The 16,023-nt window shown below is 69.0% G+C and carries 16 protein-coding genes and 1 pseudogene; 8 read left to right on the forward strand and 9 right to left on the reverse strand.

Features of this window, described 5'->3' with window-relative positions; genetic code table 11:
• Positions 1 to 2: 2 nt before the first annotated feature.
• Together AVZ66_RS00005 and AVZ66_RS00010 are read right to left on the reverse strand one after the other, a co-directional pair.
• Entirely contained in the window at positions 3 to 1,034 is a 1,032-nt protein-coding gene (locus AVZ66_RS00005) for a hypothetical protein (RefSeq protein ID WP_197407697.1), read from the reverse strand.
• A 60-nt stretch (positions 1,035 to 1,094) separates the two neighbouring features.
• Positions 1,095 to 1,529: a universal stress protein gene (locus tag AVZ66_RS00010; protein ID WP_058980577.1), complete on the reverse strand. Its 435-nt coding sequence runs from the start codon at positions 1,527 to 1,529 to the stop codon at positions 1,095 to 1,097.
• A gap of 93 nt (positions 1,530 to 1,622) precedes the next feature.
• Here AVZ66_RS00010 and AVZ66_RS00015 point away from each other — a divergent pair, with 93 nt between their 5' ends.
• The gene (locus tag AVZ66_RS00015) at positions 1,623 to 2,066 is read left to right on the forward strand and encodes a universal stress protein (RefSeq protein WP_058980580.1); all 444 of its coding nucleotides are present in this window, start codon (positions 1,623 to 1,625) and stop codon (positions 2,064 to 2,066) included.
• Here AVZ66_RS00015 and AVZ66_RS00020 read toward each other — a convergent pair.
• The 3 genes from AVZ66_RS00020 to AVZ66_RS00030 are packed head-to-tail and all read right to left on the reverse strand — an operon-like array spanning position 2,058 to position 3,255.
• Entirely contained in the window at positions 2,058 to 2,291 is a 234-nt protein-coding gene (locus AVZ66_RS00020; RefSeq protein WP_058980582.1) for a hypothetical protein, read from the reverse strand. The genes AVZ66_RS00015 and AVZ66_RS00020 overlap by 9 nt on opposite strands.
• Before the next feature lie 45 nt (positions 2,292 to 2,336).
• On the reverse strand, positions 2,337 to 2,885 hold the full coding sequence (locus AVZ66_RS00025; RefSeq protein ID WP_058980584.1) for a GNAT family N-acetyltransferase: 549 nt from the start codon (positions 2,883 to 2,885) through the stop codon (positions 2,337 to 2,339).
• A gap of 1 nt (position 2,886) precedes the next feature.
• The gene (locus AVZ66_RS00030) at positions 2,887 to 3,255 is read right to left on the reverse strand and encodes a universal stress protein (RefSeq protein ID WP_058980586.1); all 369 of its coding nucleotides are present in this window, start codon (positions 3,253 to 3,255) and stop codon (positions 2,887 to 2,889) included.
• A 551-nt stretch (positions 3,256 to 3,806) separates the two neighbouring features.
• Between AVZ66_RS00030 and AVZ66_RS00035 the strand changes: the two genes are divergently transcribed.
• Positions 3,807 to 4,457, forward strand: coding sequence for a DUF5806 family protein (locus AVZ66_RS00035; RefSeq protein ID WP_394326151.1), 651 nt, complete (start codon positions 3,807 to 3,809; stop codon positions 4,455 to 4,457).
• Here the strand turns inward: AVZ66_RS00035 and AVZ66_RS00040 are convergent.
• Entirely contained in the window at positions 4,454 to 4,939 is a 486-nt protein-coding gene (locus tag AVZ66_RS00040; RefSeq protein ID WP_058980590.1) for a hypothetical protein, read from the reverse strand. The genes AVZ66_RS00035 and AVZ66_RS00040 overlap by 4 nt on opposite strands.
• An 82-nt stretch (positions 4,940 to 5,021) precedes the next feature.
• Here AVZ66_RS00040 and AVZ66_RS17000 point away from each other — a divergent pair.
• From AVZ66_RS17000 to AVZ66_RS00065, 5 genes and pseudogenes are all read left to right on the forward strand, one after another.
• Positions 5,022 to 7,747, forward strand: a pseudogene (locus tag AVZ66_RS17000) (dipeptide ABC transporter ATP-binding protein).
• A 144-nt stretch (positions 7,748 to 7,891) separates the two neighbouring features.
• Entirely contained in the window at positions 7,892 to 9,586 is a 1,695-nt protein-coding gene (locus AVZ66_RS00050) for an ABC transporter substrate-binding protein (RefSeq protein WP_058980592.1), read from the forward strand.
• Positions 9,587 to 9,645: 59 nt separating this feature from the next.
• The gene (locus AVZ66_RS00055) at positions 9,646 to 10,659 is read left to right on the forward strand and encodes an ABC transporter permease (RefSeq protein WP_058980594.1); all 1,014 of its coding nucleotides are present in this window, start codon (positions 9,646 to 9,648) and stop codon (positions 10,657 to 10,659) included.
• On the forward strand, positions 10,656 to 11,573 hold the full coding sequence (locus AVZ66_RS00060) for an ABC transporter permease (RefSeq protein ID WP_058980596.1): 918 nt from the start codon (positions 10,656 to 10,658) through the stop codon (positions 11,571 to 11,573). The genes AVZ66_RS00055 and AVZ66_RS00060 overlap by 4 nt, the downstream gene beginning before the upstream one ends.
• Positions 11,566 to 11,928 carry a hypothetical protein gene (locus tag AVZ66_RS00065; RefSeq protein WP_058980598.1) on the forward strand — a complete coding sequence of 121 codons (363 nt, stop codon included), beginning with the start codon at positions 11,566 to 11,568 and terminating at the stop codon, positions 11,926 to 11,928. Before AVZ66_RS00060 ends, AVZ66_RS00065 begins: the two co-directional genes overlap by 8 nt.
• On the opposite strand, the gene AVZ66_RS00070 is transcribed toward AVZ66_RS00065, so the two are convergent.
• From AVZ66_RS00070 to AVZ66_RS00080, 3 genes are all read right to left on the reverse strand, one after another.
• Positions 11,925 to 12,836, reverse strand: coding sequence for a hypothetical protein (locus AVZ66_RS00070; protein WP_058980600.1), 912 nt, complete (start codon positions 12,834 to 12,836; stop codon positions 11,925 to 11,927). The two genes, AVZ66_RS00065 and AVZ66_RS00070, sit on opposite strands and share 4 nt — an antisense overlap.
• 44 nt (positions 12,837 to 12,880) lie before the next feature.
• Positions 12,881 to 14,143, reverse strand: coding sequence for a dihydroorotase (locus tag AVZ66_RS00075; RefSeq protein WP_058980603.1), 1,263 nt, complete (start codon positions 14,141 to 14,143; stop codon positions 12,881 to 12,883).
• A gap of 289 nt (positions 14,144 to 14,432) precedes the next feature.
• The gene (locus AVZ66_RS00080) at positions 14,433 to 15,104 is read right to left on the reverse strand and encodes a biotin/lipoate A/B protein ligase family protein (protein WP_058980606.1); all 672 of its coding nucleotides are present in this window, start codon (positions 15,102 to 15,104) and stop codon (positions 14,433 to 14,435) included.
• 51 nt (positions 15,105 to 15,155) lie between these two features.
• On the opposite strand from AVZ66_RS00080, the gene AVZ66_RS00085 reads away from it, so the two are divergent.
• On the forward strand, positions 15,156 to 15,998 hold the full coding sequence (locus AVZ66_RS00085) for a hypothetical protein (protein WP_058980607.1): 843 nt from the start codon (positions 15,156 to 15,158) through the stop codon (positions 15,996 to 15,998).
• The last annotated feature ends 25 nt before the right edge of the window (positions 15,999 to 16,023 follow it).

Raw genomic sequence — 16,023 nt, forward strand, 5'->3', positions numbered from 1 at the left:
CGTCACGCGCCGAGACGCCACTCGCCGCGCCCCGTCGCGCTCGCGTAGTGGCGGTCGCTCCCGAGCAGGCGGTCGCGTTTCCACTGGAAACTACTGCGGTGGTCGTACGCGAGGCCGCCCTCCGTCAGCAGGCCGCCGCAGGCCGTCAGCGCGCTGCGCGCGCGGTCGCTGGCCGGCGTCGCTTCGACCGCGAACGTGCTGCGCGTGGTGTCCGAGACGTTCGCGACCTGCACGCCGTCCCGTGTGTGCGGGTTCGGATAGACGCTGGCGAGGCGCTGGTCGTCCGGGAAGTCCGCCTCGCGGGCGGCTACCTCGACGGCGTACCCGTCGTTGGCCGCCGCGTGCAGGGTCGTCCGCAAGCGCACGAACCGCTCGCTCTCCTGGTCGTTCACGGACGCGACGGTCCGCGACGCGTACGCCTCCCCGGAGCCGAGTCGTCCGACGACGTGCGCCGCGCCCGCGTACTCGTACTGGTCGTCAGCTGGGGACTCGGGCATGCCCGTCTGGCACTCCGGCACGCGGCCGACCAGCGCCCACCCGAGCGGGTCGAGCACGGGGTCCGGCCACCCGCCGTCGTCGACGAACGTGTACGTCTCGACGCTGTCGTTCCCGCCCGGCACCGCGACGACGGTCTCGACGGGCCGCGCGCGAACCGCCTCGACGCCGAACGTGTACTCGCCGCCAACGGCTTCGAGTAGGCTGCGGAGCGCGGCCTGTACGTCACCGGCCCCGAACGCCACGGGCTTGCCCGCACGAAGCGCTCGGACGAGGTCTCCGCGGTCCGCGCTCGCGGTCGCGAGTACGATGTCCGCCCCCGCGACTGCCGGCGCTGTCTTCGGTGGTTCGGGGAGGTCGCCGGTGTCGCCCGCGAGATACACGGCTTCGTCGTCGAGCGCGCGACTCGTGTCCGCGTGCAGGCCGCTCCCGGTGTTCACGTCCGGGAGGCCGCCGTCGAACGCGCTACACCCGGCGAGGGCTGCGATACCAGTCGTGCCGGCTGCCGCGAGGAACCGGCGGCGGCTCGTGGAAGGCATCGACTACACGGCCGTGCGGCCGCAGTAAAAAGTCCGCGTTGGGTCAGACAGCCGCTTTCCTCACTCCTCGGAGTCGTCGAGTTGGCGCACCGTCAACACCGGCACCGGACACGTCCGCACGACGCGCTCGGCGACGCTCCCGATGAGGAACCGGTTCTCGCCGTGGCGGCCCCGCGTCCCCGTTGCCACCACGTCACCGTCCACGTCGCGGGCGTACCGGCTGATTTCCGCGGCCGGCCGCCCCTCTCGGACCGCCGTCGTCACGCGCTGGGCGGCGTCCGCGGCGATGCTCTCGACGGCGTTCTCGCCGCGCTCTTCGAGCGCGTCGTGCATCTCCTCGCGGACTTCCTCGGGCGCGCTCTCGACCTCGCTCTCCTCTAAGACGTACAGCGCGTGAACCTCCGCGTCGAAGCGCTCCGCGAAGTCGAGCGCGACCGCCACGGCGCGACCGACGCTCTCGGAGCCGTCGGTCGCGATGACCACCGTCTCTATCATACTCGACGCTGGGCGCCCGCGCCCCTTAAACCCACGCGGCAGTGCGCTCCCACACGCGGAGCGCTTTAGTAGCCCGCCCGCGCAGACGCATCCATGACCCTCGAAGTGGACACCGTGCTCGTGCCCGTGGACGGGACCGACGCCTCGGTCACGGCCGCCGAGTACGCGTTCGCGGTCGCAGACCGCTACGACGCCGACGCCCACGCCCTGTACGTCCTCGGCGAGACGGTCAGCCGCGGCATCCACGCCGGCGAAATCGACGAACCCGAACTCGCCGACGAGACCAGGACGTTCCTCGCGGACGTCGAGGAACTCGCGCCCGCGGACGTCCACGTCGACTCCACCATCGCGTACGGGTTCTCCACGACGCGGAAACTCCAACACCCCGGCAGCGTCATCCTCGACTGCGCCGCCGACGTCGACGCCGACTTCCTCACCATCCCCCGAGAGGGCATGCGCGACGACACCGGCGACGTCCTCGAGAAAGCCGCCGAGTACGTGCTGCTGTACGCCAGCCAGCCCGTCCTCTCAGTCTGAGGCCTCCTCGATTCTCGTCTTCACGAGTTCGTCGACCTGCGAGAACAACGAGTGCGCGAGCAGCCACGTCGCGCCGAGCGCGAACGCACCTCCGAAGACAACTCCAATCGGGCCGGTCGGCGCCAGCACCGCCTGCAGCGTGACCAGCGCCACCCACACGAGCACCACGTGGAGCGTGAATCGGTTCGCCCGAGAGATTTGTTCGTCGGACCATTGAAGCGACATAGCCGGTCGTTCCGGTGCGCCGGTCAAAATAGTACCCGAACCCCGTCAGTTCAGCCGAATCGCCATCTCCATCTCGAAGCTCTCGGCGGCCGCCGTCTCGAAGCCGACCTTCTCGTAGAGCGCGACCGCCGGCCGATTCCACCGCTCGACGGTCAGCCAGACGTACTCCGCGCCCTGCTCTTGCCCGTGGCCCAACAGCGCCTCGATGAGTTTCGTGCCGATGCCCGCGCCCTGGAAGTCCTGGTGGACGAAGATGGCGAGCTCGTACGTCGACTCGTTGTCCGGTACGAGCGTCGCGTGCCCCGCCACCTCGTCGCCGTGCCACGCCAGCACGTCGTAGCCGTCCTGCTCGAAGAGGTTCGCCAGCCACTCCCGGATGCGGTCTTCGCCGACCGGCGGCACGCCCTGCGCGCGGTCCGCCGGGTCGAACTCCACGTACATCTCCACGACCGCCTCGAAGGCGTCGTCGCCCGGCCCGTGTTCGCCCTCCCACGCCCGCACTTCCACGGGGCGACCCTCGCCGTCCTCGAACTCCCGCGGCGGCCGCGGGAACTCGCCCGAAACGTCGTTGGGGTACGCGCGTTCGTCGCTCATGCTAACGCACCAACTTCACGGACACGCGTGCGTTCAACAACACGAACTCCGCGATATTTCCGAGGCGAATCTTCCCCATCGGGCTGCGCTGGCCGCCCCCGAGGACGATCTGGTCGAACTCCTCGGACTCGGCCAACTGCACGATACTACTCCCCGGGTCGCCCGAGAGCTGTCGCACGTCCGGCTCCAGCCCGGCGTCGGTCATCGTCTCCCGAGCCACGTCCACGAGGTCGTCGGGCGACCGGTCGCTGTCGGGGTTCTCCACGACAGCCACCGTCACCTCGTCGCCGGTCTCGACCGCTCGCTCGACCGTCTCGTGGAGCGCGTCGAGGGAGTCGTCTGCACCGCCGATGCCCAGCAGCACTTTCATAGTCGGACTGTCAGCGCCGCCGAGTAAAAGGATTCGGCTGGGAGGCGACGAGCAACGCGAGTCGCCTCCGAATAAGTGAACGGCGACCGCAGGGAGCCGTGAACCGGGAGACGGTGACCGGCAGGGAACCATCTCCGAACACGTGAGCGGGGAGCGAAGCGACCCGCGAACTGCGGGATTCTGAGCGGAGCGAAGAATCCCGGACTACGTGAACGGCGACCGCAGGGAGCCGTGAACTGCGGGATTCTGAGCACAGAGTGACCGACGCCCCACTCGGCGCCCCGCACCGCTCGCGGCTCCCGACGGTCGCCGCTCGACGATTCCGCGCGCCGTCGCTACGCGACGCCCCACGCCGCTCGCGGGTCGCTGCGCTCACGGCTCGCGTTGCTCGCCGTTCTCCGTTCCGTGCTCTCCCTTCGGTCGAGCACGTGCTCCCCGCTCGCCGTAACGAGGAGCCTCACTACGTTCGGCTCCTCGCCGGGACTCGCGGGTCACTGCGTTCCCCGCTCGTCCGTTCGGGAACTTCGTTCGAAGTTCCCGGCGACACGCTTTTGCGCTCAACACGGCAACCGTACTCCATGCCCGAACGCGCTTCTCCCGCAGACTGGGACCTCACGCCGGCGGTCGAGTCCGCGGCGGCCCAGGCCGACGACACCGCCGACGTGCCCGAGGACGTCCGCGAGTACGCGCGGTTCTCGAAGATGGACGGCGCGCAGTACGACCGCGTCAACGAGTTCCTCCGGGACCGGACGTACATCACCGCCCGCGAGTGGGCGATAGCCCGGCTGTGCGCGGACTTCCGCACGGAGACGGGCGTCGAGATGACGAAAATCGGGGAGAACCTCCCCGAACTGGTGCCGTTCATGACGGACACGTACAGCCCGCAGGCCGTGAATCAGGCTCGCTCGGCGTTCGAGGATAAGGTCCGGATGGCGGGCGCGACGTTCCTCTACGGAGCGATGTCGGGGTTCTTCACCGCTGACGAACTCGACGACCTGATGTACGAGGTGACGGAGGTAGCGAAGTTCCTGCTCGAAGTGGAGGGCGTCGACCTCGCCGTCGAGGAGGAGTTAGAGGCGGAGGAGCGCATCTCGTCGGTGATGCGGGACGTGCGCTCGGCCAGTGACGAACTGCGCCACGACGGCACGGAGTGCCCGAACTGCGGGCACACCATCGACGCGGACGCCAGCGCCGACGACTAGACGTCCGGTCGCTCCGAGAGGAACGGCGCGACGTTCTCGTGGACGAACTCCACGTAGTCGTCGTTCAGCCGCCGGCAGAACAGCCGTAGCTCGCCGTTCGCGCGAACCGTGTCGAGTTTCTCCGCCGACGATTCGTCGTAGTACGCAGGCACGAACACCGCCGTCTCGCTGTCGGGGTCTTTCTCCACCACGAGCAGGTACGTCGTGGTGCCCTCGGACGCCCGGAACACGTCCACGTCGGTGAACGACGCGTCGTCGGCCAGCGCTTCGAGGTCCTCGTACTCGTCGCCCGGCAGCAACACGTCGAGGCCGGTGCGGGACTCCGAGTCGACGAGCACCGAGTCGCCGGGGTGGAGTTCCAGCGTCGTCCAGCCGCGCTCTCGGTACGCGTCGGCAGTCGCCGCCATGTCCTCGACGACGGCCTGCCAGCCCTGATCGGTAGGCTGGGTGGTCGGGGCGTCGCTGGCGGGGTCTCCGTTCATGTCTGTGACGCGGGCGGCGCCGGGGATAAGCGTTGCCCAAGTCCCGCAAGCTATTTCTTGGGTGGACCGCGAATTTTGCCCAGTGACTGATCTCCTGTCGCTCTCCGGCCTGCGGACGCAGTTCGAGACCGAACGCGGCGCGGTGAAGGCCGTAGACGGCATCGACCTCACCATCGAGGAGGGCGAGACTGTCGGCTTGGTCGGGGAGTCCGGCTCCGGGAAGAGCGTGACGGCGCTGTCCGCGATGGACCTCGTCGACGACCCGGGTGACGTGGTGGACGGCCGCGTGACGTTCCGCGCGCCCGACCTCGCCGCCGACCTCGCGGGCGACTTCGGGGGGAGCGTCGTGCCGTACCCGTTCGAACTCGTCGACGCCGTCTGGGAAATCGTCGCCGACCTCCGCGTCGGCGAGGGCGTCGAGTCGGCGCCCGCCGAACTCCGCGGAATGGCCGACGACCTCGCGGGCGACGACGACCCGGCGGACCTCGCGGACGCGCTGCGCGAGGCCGCCGACCGCCTCGCTGACGGCGCAACCGAGTCTGTCGTCGCGGACGCGCTCGAAACAGCCGTCGAGGACGCCGCCGACGGGTTCGTCTACGTCGACGACGACGCGCGTGCCGAACTCTTGGGCGGCGCGGACGCCAGCGACGTGGACGTGACCGACGGCGTCCTCGACCTCACCGAGGCGCCCGAGGAGGCGATGCGGAAGGTTCGCGGCGGCGAGATGGGGATGATCTTCCAGGACCCGATGACGTCGCTGAACCCCGCGGTGACCGTCGGCGAGCAGGTCGCCGAGTCGCTTCGCCTCCACCGCTACGGCGACCGCAAACGCGACACGTGGCTGAACGCGATTCGCGAAATCCTCCCGAAAATCGGCGGCCGCGAGCACGACGAGGAAGTGTTCGAGGACGTCGTCGACATCCTCACCGACGTCGGGATTCCGGAGGCGACGACGCGCCTCGACGAGTACCCCCACGAGTTCTCCGGGGGATGCGCCAGCGCGTGCTCATCGCCATCGCGCTGGCGTGCCGGCCGAGCCTCCTCGTCGCCGACGAACCGACGACGGCGCTGGACGTGACCATCCAAGCCCAGATTCTGGACCTCATCGACGACCTCCAAGAGGAGTTCGGGATGTCGGTGCTGATGATTACCCACGACCTCGGCGTGGTCGCGGAGACCTGCGACCGCGTGGCCGTGATGTACGCGGGCGAAATCGTCGAGGAGGGTCCCGTCGAGGAAATCTTCCACAACCCCAGCCACCCGTACACGTACACGCTGCTGGAGTCCATCCCCACGGAGGACAAAGAGCGCCTGACGCCAATCGAGGGCAACGTCCCGGACCTCATCGACATGCCCGACGGCTGCCACTTCGCGGACCGCTGCCCGTGGGCGAAACCGGAGTGCCGGGAGGGCGAAATTCCGTTCCTCCAGCACGGCCCCGAGGACGTCGACCACCGCTCGAAGTGCGTCCTCCCCGAGTTCGACGAGGACGAGTACGGTGTCGAGGGCGTCTCCTCGAAGACCGACCACGAGGTCGGCGAACCGCTCGTGGAACTCACGGAGATGCGCAAGTACTACGAGCAGCAGGACGGCTGGCTCGACCGCTTCTTCCCCGGTGAGAAACCCAGCGTGAAGGCCGTCGACGGCATCAGCCTCGACGTCCACGAGGGCGAGACGCTCGGCCTCGTCGGCGAATCCGGTTGCGGGAAGTCCACCGCGGGGCGCGCGCTCCTCCACCTCAACCCCCCAACCGACGGCACGGTCGTGTTCGCGGGCGAGGACCTCGGGAGCCTCTCGAAGACCGAACTCCGGGAGAAGCGCAAGGACATGCAGATGGTGTTCCAGGACCCGATGTCGAGTCTCGACCCGCGGATGACCGTCGGGCAGACGGTGATGGAGCCGTTGAAGATTCACGGCCTCGCGGAGGGACACCGCCGCCAGCGCGTCGTCGAACTCCTCGAAGAGGTGGGGCTGGACCCCAACCAGTACGACCGCTACCCGCACGAACTCTCGGGCGGGCAGCGCCAGCGCGTCGGCATCGCGCGGGCGCTGGCGGTCGACCCGGACTTCATCGTCGCCGACGAACCGGTGTCGGCGCTGGACGTCTCTGTGCAGGCCCAGATTATCAACCTCATGGAGGACCTCCAGGAGGAGTACGGGCTGACGTACCTGTTCATCGCGCACGACCTCTCCGTGGTGCGCCACATCTCCGACCGCGTCGCGGTGATGTACCTCGGGGAAATCGTGGAGGTCGCCGGGACGGACGAGCTGTTCGGCGACCCCAAACACCCCTACACGAACGCGTTGCTCTCCGCGATTCCCGAACCCGACCCGCGGGCCGACACCGGCGACCGAACCATCCTCAAGGGGGACGTTCCGTCGCCCATCGACCCGCCGTCGGGGTGTCACTTCCGCACGCGGTGCCCGTCCGTGATTCCGCCCGAAGACCTCGACATCGAGCAGGAGCGCTACCGCGAGGTGATGTTCTACCGGCAGCGCGTCGAAGCCCGCGACATCGACCTCGACGCGGCCCGCGAGCAGGCCGCCGGCGACGCCGGCGGTCGCGCGGTCGCGGACGGCGGGAGCGACCTCCACGCGGTCCTCCGGGCGGAGTTCTTCGACGGGCCGCTCTCCGGTCGGGCGCGCGACGCCGTCGAGGAGTCGTTCGACTCGCTCGTCGACGGCGACTGGGAGCGCGCCGAGGCCGTCCTCCGCGAAACCTTCGAGAGCGTTTGCGAGCGCGAGGACCCACATCTCGGTGACGACGACCATCCGGCGGCGTGCCACCTGTTCTCGGGCAGCCAGTAAATCGGCCGACTGACCGGTCGCGCTCCGCGTTCGGGGTAATTTTCACCACGACCGAAACACGACGGACCCGGACCCCCGCGACGTGTGCCGGTTACACCACTACTATCCGATAGTATTATTTGCATCGCCGCCGCGAGTGCTCTCATGGCAGGTAATGACAGCCAGGTCTCACGGCGTAGCTTCCTGAAGGCCGCCGGCACCGCGACCGTCGCTGCGACCGCGACGAGTTCCGTTGCCGGTTGTCTCGGTGGCGACGGCGACGGTGGCGACGGTGACGGTACCACGGACGGGACCGACGACGGTAACGGCGGTAGCGGCGGCGGCACGCTCCGCTACGGCCGCGGCTCGCACTCCAACACGCTCGACCCGCAGAACACGACCAGCGGCGAAGTCGCGAAAGTGACCAACCAGGCCTACGAGGGCCTCATCGGGTTCCAGCCCGGCGAAGCCGCGCTCACCGAGTCGCTCGCGACCGACTGGACGATGGACGGCTCGACCGTCACGCTCCAGCTCCGCGAAGGCGTGACCTTCCACGACGGCTCCGAGTTCACCGCCGACGACTTCATCGCGACGTACCGCCGGTTCGTCGACGAGGACTACGAGTACCACTTCGAGGACGCGTCCGCGTACGGGCCGTTCACGCTCGGCAACTGGATCGACAGCGTCGAGAAAGACGGCGACTACACGCTGAACATCACGCTCACGCAGACGTACGCGCCGTTCCTCCGGAACCTCGCGATGTTCGTCGCAGTCGTCATCTCCAAGGACGCCATCGAGGGCGACGTCAACCTCGACGAGGAGATGGTCGGCACCGGGCCGTACGAACTCTCCCAGCTCGACGACGCCAACAACCGCATCCAGCTCACCGCGTTCGACGACTACTGGGGCGACAGCGCGAACGTCGACGAAGTGCTGTTCCTCACGCGCGGACAGAACTCCACTCGCGCGCAGGCGCTCGTCGAGAACGAGATGGAGATCATCGACGGCCTCGACCCCGACACCATCGGGACCGTCGAGAACTCTAACAGCGCCTCCGTGGAGACAGTCGAGGGCATCAACATCGGGTACATGAGCTTCAACATGTCCCGCGTCGAGGCGTTCCGCGACCGCCGCGTCCGGAAGGCAATCAGCTACGCCATCGACACGCAGTCCATCGTCGAGAACATCTACTCGGGCATCGCGACGCAGGCCGACCAGCCGATTCCGCCAGCGCTGTTCGGGCACAACGACGACCTCAGCCCGTACCCCCACGACCCCGAACAGGCCCAGTCGTTGCTCGAAGAAGCCGGCTACGCCGACGGCTTCTCGTTCGAACTGACGACGTTCCAGAACCCGCGCGGCTACAACCCCGCGCCGCTCCCGACCGCCCAGACCATCCGGTCGAACCTCTCGGAGATCGGCGTCGAGGTCACCATCGACGACCGCCAGTTCTCTGACTACCTCACGTACACGTCCGAGGGGCGCCACGACGCCAGCCTCGCGGGCTGGTACACGGACAACGCCGACCCCGACAACTTCTGTTACGTCCTCCTCCACCCGCAGTGCGAGGTCCCCGAGGGCCAGGACTGGGTGTCGTGGGACACCGAGGGCTTCAACACGTCGAACCGCTCGGCGTGGGCGAACAGCGAGTACATGAGCCTCGTCGAGGAGGCGCAGGCGACGACCGCGCAGGACGAGCGCGCGCAACTGTACGAGGACGCAGTTCAGATCGCCCACGACGAAGCGCCGTGGGTGTACATCGACTACGCCGAGGAGGTGCGCGGGGTCAGCAACAGCGTGACCAACTACCCCATCTCCGCTATCGGCGGCCCGCACCTCGACCTCGTCGAACTGGAATAGCCAAGAGGTCCGTCGCTACGACGGGACCTTTTTAATTCTTGCACTCTCCCCTTCGCGTAATGGTCTCAAAGCGGTTCATCGCGAAACGGTTGCTGCTCCTCGTCCCCGTGCTGTTCGGGGTGGCGACCGTCGTGTTCGCGATTCTCCACCTCTCGCCGGGCGACCCCGCCGTCTCGATCGCTGGGAACCGAGCCAGCCAGGAGTTCGTCAACCAGGTCCGCGCGGACCTCGGACTGAATGACCCACTCTGGCAGCAGTACGTCCGGTTCCTCGGGGACGCCGCGACGTTCAACTTCGGCGAGTCCTACCAGATTCAGCGCGGCACGCCCGTCAGCCAGATTCTCGCCGACCGCCTCCCCATCACCATCGAACTCGCGGTGCTGGGCCAAATCGCCGGCCTCCTGTTCGGCCTGCCGCTTGGCATTCTGAGCGCGGTCAAACAGGACACGTGGACCGACCACCTCACGCGCATCGGCGCGCTCAGCGGCATCAGCATCCCCATCTACTGGAGCGGCCCGCTGCTCATCCTGTTGTTCGCGCAGTTCCTCGGCGTCCTCCCGACCAGCGGGCGCATCGGCTCCGCGCACTTCATCGACAGCACCACTGGCTTCATCCTCGTCGACACGCTGCTGGCCGGCGACATTCCCGCGTTCCGCTCGGCGTTCCGCCACCTCCTGTTACCCATCGTCGTGCTGGGCATCTACCAGATGGCGCTCATCTCGCGGATGATGCGGTCGTCGATGATCGAAGTTATCCGGCAGGACTTCATGCGGACCGCCCGCGCGAAGGGCCAAGGCGAGAAGATTACGACGATGAAGCACGGCCTCCGGAACGCGTTCATCCCCGTCATCACCATCATCGGCATCCAGTTCGGGGCGCTGCTCGGCGGCGCCGTCCTCACCGAGACCGTCTTCGAAATCAACGGCATCGGCACGCTGCTGGTCAGCGCCATCAACCAGAGTGACTACCCGGTCGTGCAGGCCACCGTGCTCGTGTTCGCGGTGATGTACACGCTGGTGAACCTCTTCGTGGACGTGACGTACTCCGTCCTCGACCCCCGCATCGAACAATGAGCACCGAAACCCAGACCCCCGACGTCGACCGTGGCATCGTCGAGCGGCTCCGCGCGAGCCCGTTCCTCTCCGAACTGCTGTCGAACCGGCTGGCGGTCATCGGCATCTCGCTCATCGTCGCCGTGTTCGCGGTCGCCATCTACGCGCGGTTCGCGTACGACTTGAGCGCGATTACGCTGACCGAGTTCGGCACGAACCCGACCGAGGCCGCACCGAGCGTCGAGTACCCGTTCGGTACTGACGGCCAAGCCCGCGACATCTTCCCGCGCGTGCTGTACGGCGCGTGGTACGCGATGCTGTACGGCACCGTCACGGTCGTCGCGTCGACCGTCCTCGGCGTCGGCCTCGGCATCATCGCGGCGTACTACGGCGACCTCACGGACAACGTCATCATGCGCACGATGGACGTCCTGTTGTCGTTCCCGTCGCTGCTGTTGGCGCTCGCGCTCGTCACCATCTTCCCGGACGAACTCGGCCTGTGGCGCGCGGTCGCGGCGCTGACGCTCGTGTACACGCCGCGGTTCGCCCGCGTCGTCCGCGGCGCCGCGCTGAAAGTCTTAGAGGACGAGTACATCGAGGCGACGCGCGCGCTCGGCGCGACCGACCCCCGGCTGCTCGTGCGCCACGTGCTCCCGAACTGTCTCGCGCCCATCACCGTCCAGTCGACGCTGAACTTCGGCCTCGCCATCATCGACATCGCGGCGCTGTCCTTCCTCGGGTTCGGCGCCAGCCCCGGCGAACCGACGTGGGGGATGATGCTGTCGAACGGCGTCGAGTACGGCCTCTTCTCGGGGGCGTGGTGGTGGTCGTTCTTCCCCGGGCTGTTCCTCGCGCTGACCGTCCTCGGGTTCAACCTCCTCGGGGACGGCATGCGTGACGCCCTCGACCCGCGGATGCGGGAAGCCGTTGACTGACGACCCCTACGCGGACCCGCGGACGCTGCGCGAACTCGGCGCTCGCGCGGCCCGCTGGACGCTCCGCGGCGCTGCCGTCGGCGTCGCTGTCTCGCTCGTCTTGCTCGCAGTCACGTCCCCGAAGGGCGCCACGGACACGGCGTTCGCGCTCGGCGCGCTCGTGTTCGGGTTCGGGATGTTCGCGTGGGCGACCGCCGTCGGCCTCGGCGAGACGCTCGACGGCGTGCAGAACCGCCTCGACGTGAGTTCCGCGTGGACCGAAGCGGGCGCCCGCGAAGCGTTCTTCGTGCTGTCGTGGGCGGGCGCAGGCTGGGCGTTCGCCGCCGCCGCGGCGTCTGTCGCGCTCGGCGTCTAGCCCGGTCGAATCTGCGTGCCGGCGTCGCCCGCGACCGCGGCGGCGACGTCGTCGGTACCGGCGACGACCGCGCGCGACCCGCCCGCGTCGAGGAACCGCAGGCACGCGCGGATTTTCGGCTGCATACTTCCTTCGCCGAACTCGCCTGCAGCGAGGCGCTCGCGCAGTTCTGCGGCGGTCGCGTCCTCGATGCGTGACTCGTCGGGCGTCCCGAAGTCCGCGTAGACGCAGGGGACGTCCGTCGCCATCACCAGCACGTCCGCGTCGATGCGCTCGGCGACGAGACGCGTCGTGTGGTCCTTGTCGACGACGCCCGGCACGCCCTCGATTGTTCCGTCTTCAACGACGACCGGGACGCCGCCGCCACCGCCGCAGACGACCGGCGCGCCGTCCGCGACGAGGCTCTCGACGCGCTCGCCCTCCACGACGCGCGTCGGTTCGGGCGACGCGACGACCCGCCGGTACGCCGTCTCGCCCTCGGGCGTCGTCACTTCCGCCGTCTCGACGTCGCGCTCGCGGGCCTGCTCGGCGCTCAAGTACGGACCGACTGGTTTCGACGGGTCGTCGAAGTCCGGGTCGTCGGGGTCGACTTCGGCCTGCGTGACGACGGACGCGGCGCTGGCGTCCACGCGCTCGTCGACGGCCTGCTGGAGCGGGTAGCCGATCTGGGCCTGCGTCTCCGCGACCAGCACGTCGAGCGGTCGCTCCGGCGCGTCCGGCGCCTCCTGCTGGCGGAGCAACGCGCCGACCTGCGGGCCGTTCCCGTGGGTCACGACGAGACTGTGGCCGTCCCCGTGGAGCGCGCCGAGTTCGTCGGCTGTCTGCTCGATTCGCTCGCGCTGGGCGGCTATCGTGGCTTCGCCGCTCGGCGCGAGCGCGTTCCCACCGAGCGCGACGACGACTCGCATACCGGTGTGGTCGCCGCCGCGCCACTAAGCCGTACTGGCAGTCCTCAGGCGCGGACGTTCTCGCCGTCGTGGTCCACGAACGCCTCGCCGTCCCAGACGACCGTCCCGCGGACCACCGTCAACTCCGGGAACACGCCAGCCATCCCCTCGAACGGCGTCCACCCGCACTTCGAGTGCAGGTCGTCGCCCCGAATCTCCTGAGAGTCGTCGGGGTCGACGAGCACGAGGTCGGCGTCCCGGCCCGCCTCGATTTTCCCCTTCTGCGGCACGTCGAAGATGCGGGCGGGGTTGGCGGCGGTCACGTCCCGAACGCGCTCGAAGCTCAGTCGCCCCTCGCTGGCGGCCTGCACGAGCAGCGGGAGCGCGGTCTCGACGCCCGGCACGCCCGAGGGCGCGTCCCAGATGCTCGCGTCCTTCTCCTCGCGCGTGTGTGGCGCGTGGTCGGTCGCTACTACGTCCACGCGGCCGTCCGCGAGTCGCTCGAACAGCGCCTCGCGGCGCTCCTCACTTCGCAGCGGCGGGTTCATCCGCCCGAACGTCCCCAACTCGTCGAGGCCGTCCCGAGAGAGGAAGAGATGGTGGGGCGTCACCTCGCAGGTCGCGCCGCCCGCCCGCGCCGCGTCAACGCCCTCCGGCGTCGACGTGTGCGCGACGTGAATCGTCGCACCGACGTTCCCGCCGACGCCGACCGCGCGCTCGACGGCCGCCTCCTCGGCCTCCGCAGTCCGGTACGCGCTCCACGCGTCCGCGTCGTCGCGGGATTTGGCGTCCTCCGAGAACAGGTCGGCGTCCTCCGCGTGGACAGTGACGACGACGTCTTCCTCGGCCGCGCGCCGACACGCGTCCGCGAACAAATTGGCGTCGATGCCCATGTCGCCCGTCGAGTCCGCGAGGAACACCTCCCCGAGCGCGAACAGCGGTCGCTCGAACAGCGTCTCGGGGTCCCAGTCCGCCGTCACGCCGCCGTTGATGCCCCAGTCCACGAGCGAGTCGGTCGCGTACTCGGCCTTCTCGTCGAACGCCGCGCCCGTCACCGTCGGCGGCTCCGTGTTCGGCTGGTCGACGACCGTCGTGACGCCGCCCGCCGCCGCGCTCCGCGACCCCGTTTCCCACGTCTCCTTGTGCCCGTACCCGGGCTGGCGGAAGTGTACGTGCGCGTCTATCATCCCCGGCAGCAGGCGCTTGCCTGTCGCGTCCACGAGCGTCTCGCCGTCGAGTTCCTCGCCCACCGCGTCAATGCGGCCGTCCGCGATGCGGACGTCGCGCTCCCGCCCGTCCGCCAGCGTCGCGTTCCGGATTACTCGCATACGTGGTCGTCTTCAGGCACCGGCCTAAGTACTGCGGAGACGTACTCACCGCTCGCTACTCGGTGCCGCCTCCTAGAAAGCCCTCGGCGCGCTCGCGCACGCTCCGCGACATATCCGCTCGCTACGCTTCGCGGATAGTGGTCGCGGACCGCACACGGCCTTCGGCCGCGAGCGCGCCTCGCCCTTTCAATCCGCCGGAAATCTCCGATTTCCGAGGCCTCGGGAGAGCTATGCTCTCCCGGCGACCGCCAGGCCTACCGGCTGTGACAACTGGTGATGCTGTGGCTCGTCACGATAGCCGTTCCACATCGACCTCTGCATTACCGACGAGCGCGCTCTCCAATTCGTCCCTGACGCGTTCCGCGTCTCCCCCTGCTGCCGCAACGCTCCCCACCGATTTCGGGTCGAACGGCACCCCCAATTTCGGATAGACGTCTGCGAGTACGTCGGCCATCTCGTCGCGGTCGTCGACGACCAGCACGCCCGACGTGAGTGCGGCGTCCTTCGTCACGCGCTGGGCGATGCCCGCGAGTTTGCCGTCCGCGGAGACGGAGTGGTCGCCCGGGCAGAACGAGTCTGGAGGTTCGCCCTCGTGGGCGTCCACGCCGACCGCCGCGAGCGCGTCGATGACGTCCGCGACCATCGCGTCGTAGCGCTCCTGGAGGCCCGTGCGGACGCCCTCGACTGGCGTGACTCTGGCGAACGCGAGCGTCGTCTCCGTGTACGCGACCGCGCGCCCGCCGACGCTGCGCTCGACCGGCGGGAAACCGTGCTCTCGTGCGGCCTCGCGCGCCGCCTCGTAGCCGTCGCTGTTGGCGTCTCGGCGGCCGAACGCGAGTTGGCGACCCGGCGCCCACACGCGAACCGCCGGCTCCCCGGTCTCCGCGACCCAATCGAGGAGCCGCCGGGTCGCCGCGCGGTCGGCATCCGGGCTGTCGGCTCGCCCGCGGAGCACGCGCATACCGGTCCCTTCGACCGACGGCGGTAAATCCTCACGGTCCGATTCGCGGGTATGGTCACGCTGGACGGCGACGTGCTCGCACGCTACCCGCGCGCGTCGTTCTACAATTCGCCGTACCCCGCCCACGACGCCGGGTGTGCCGTCGACCTCTATCCTGAGCGCGCGGCCGGCGGGTCAGCCGGCCGTGCAACCCGCGCCCCCAGTCCGGTCGCGGGTGAAGTCGTGGAGACCCGCACCGTCCGCTGTCCGTCGAAGCCGTACGCCGCCGACCACGACCACCTCATCGTCGTCGATACGGGCGACTACCTCGCGCGCATCCTCCACGTCGCGCCCGCCGTCGAACCCGGGGATACCGTCGACGTGGGCGACGACCTCGGGCGGCTGGTGCGCTCGGGCTTCTTCGCGCCGTGGGTCGCCAACCACGTTCACCTCGGATTCCGCAAGCGCGACGCCGACGCGGTGCGGGCCTCGGGGTCGCTCCCGCTCGAACTCGACGCGCCCGTCGAAGCCGTCCCGTGGGACGGCACCGGAAATGTCGTCGAAGTCGGGGAGACGTACGCGCTCCTCGACGCGCCCGAACACCCCGCACCCGGCGAGGCGCTCGCGGGCGTCGCCACCGACGACGGGCGCGTCCTCGACGGCGGACTCCCGCACTACGACGACGGCGGCGTCTTCGGCCCGGAGACGGACAGCGAAGTCTCGTTCCTCGGTACGACCGTCGCGGATGTCACGAATGGCCGAACTATCGAGTGGCGGGACGTGACGGTCACGGCGAACGGCGAGCAGATTCGAGGGCTCTCGCTGTGGCTCGGCGCCGACCGCCTCGGCGTCAAACTCGTCGCGCCCGACCACGACTTCGCGGTCGGCGACCGGGTCACCGTCGGCGTCTCGTAGCAGACTCGCCCGCGCGCTTATTGTC

Source organism: Halobacterium sp. CBA1132 (assembly GCF_001485535.1).
Classification (GTDB): domain Archaea; phylum Halobacteriota; class Halobacteria; order Halobacteriales; family Halobacteriaceae; genus Halobacterium.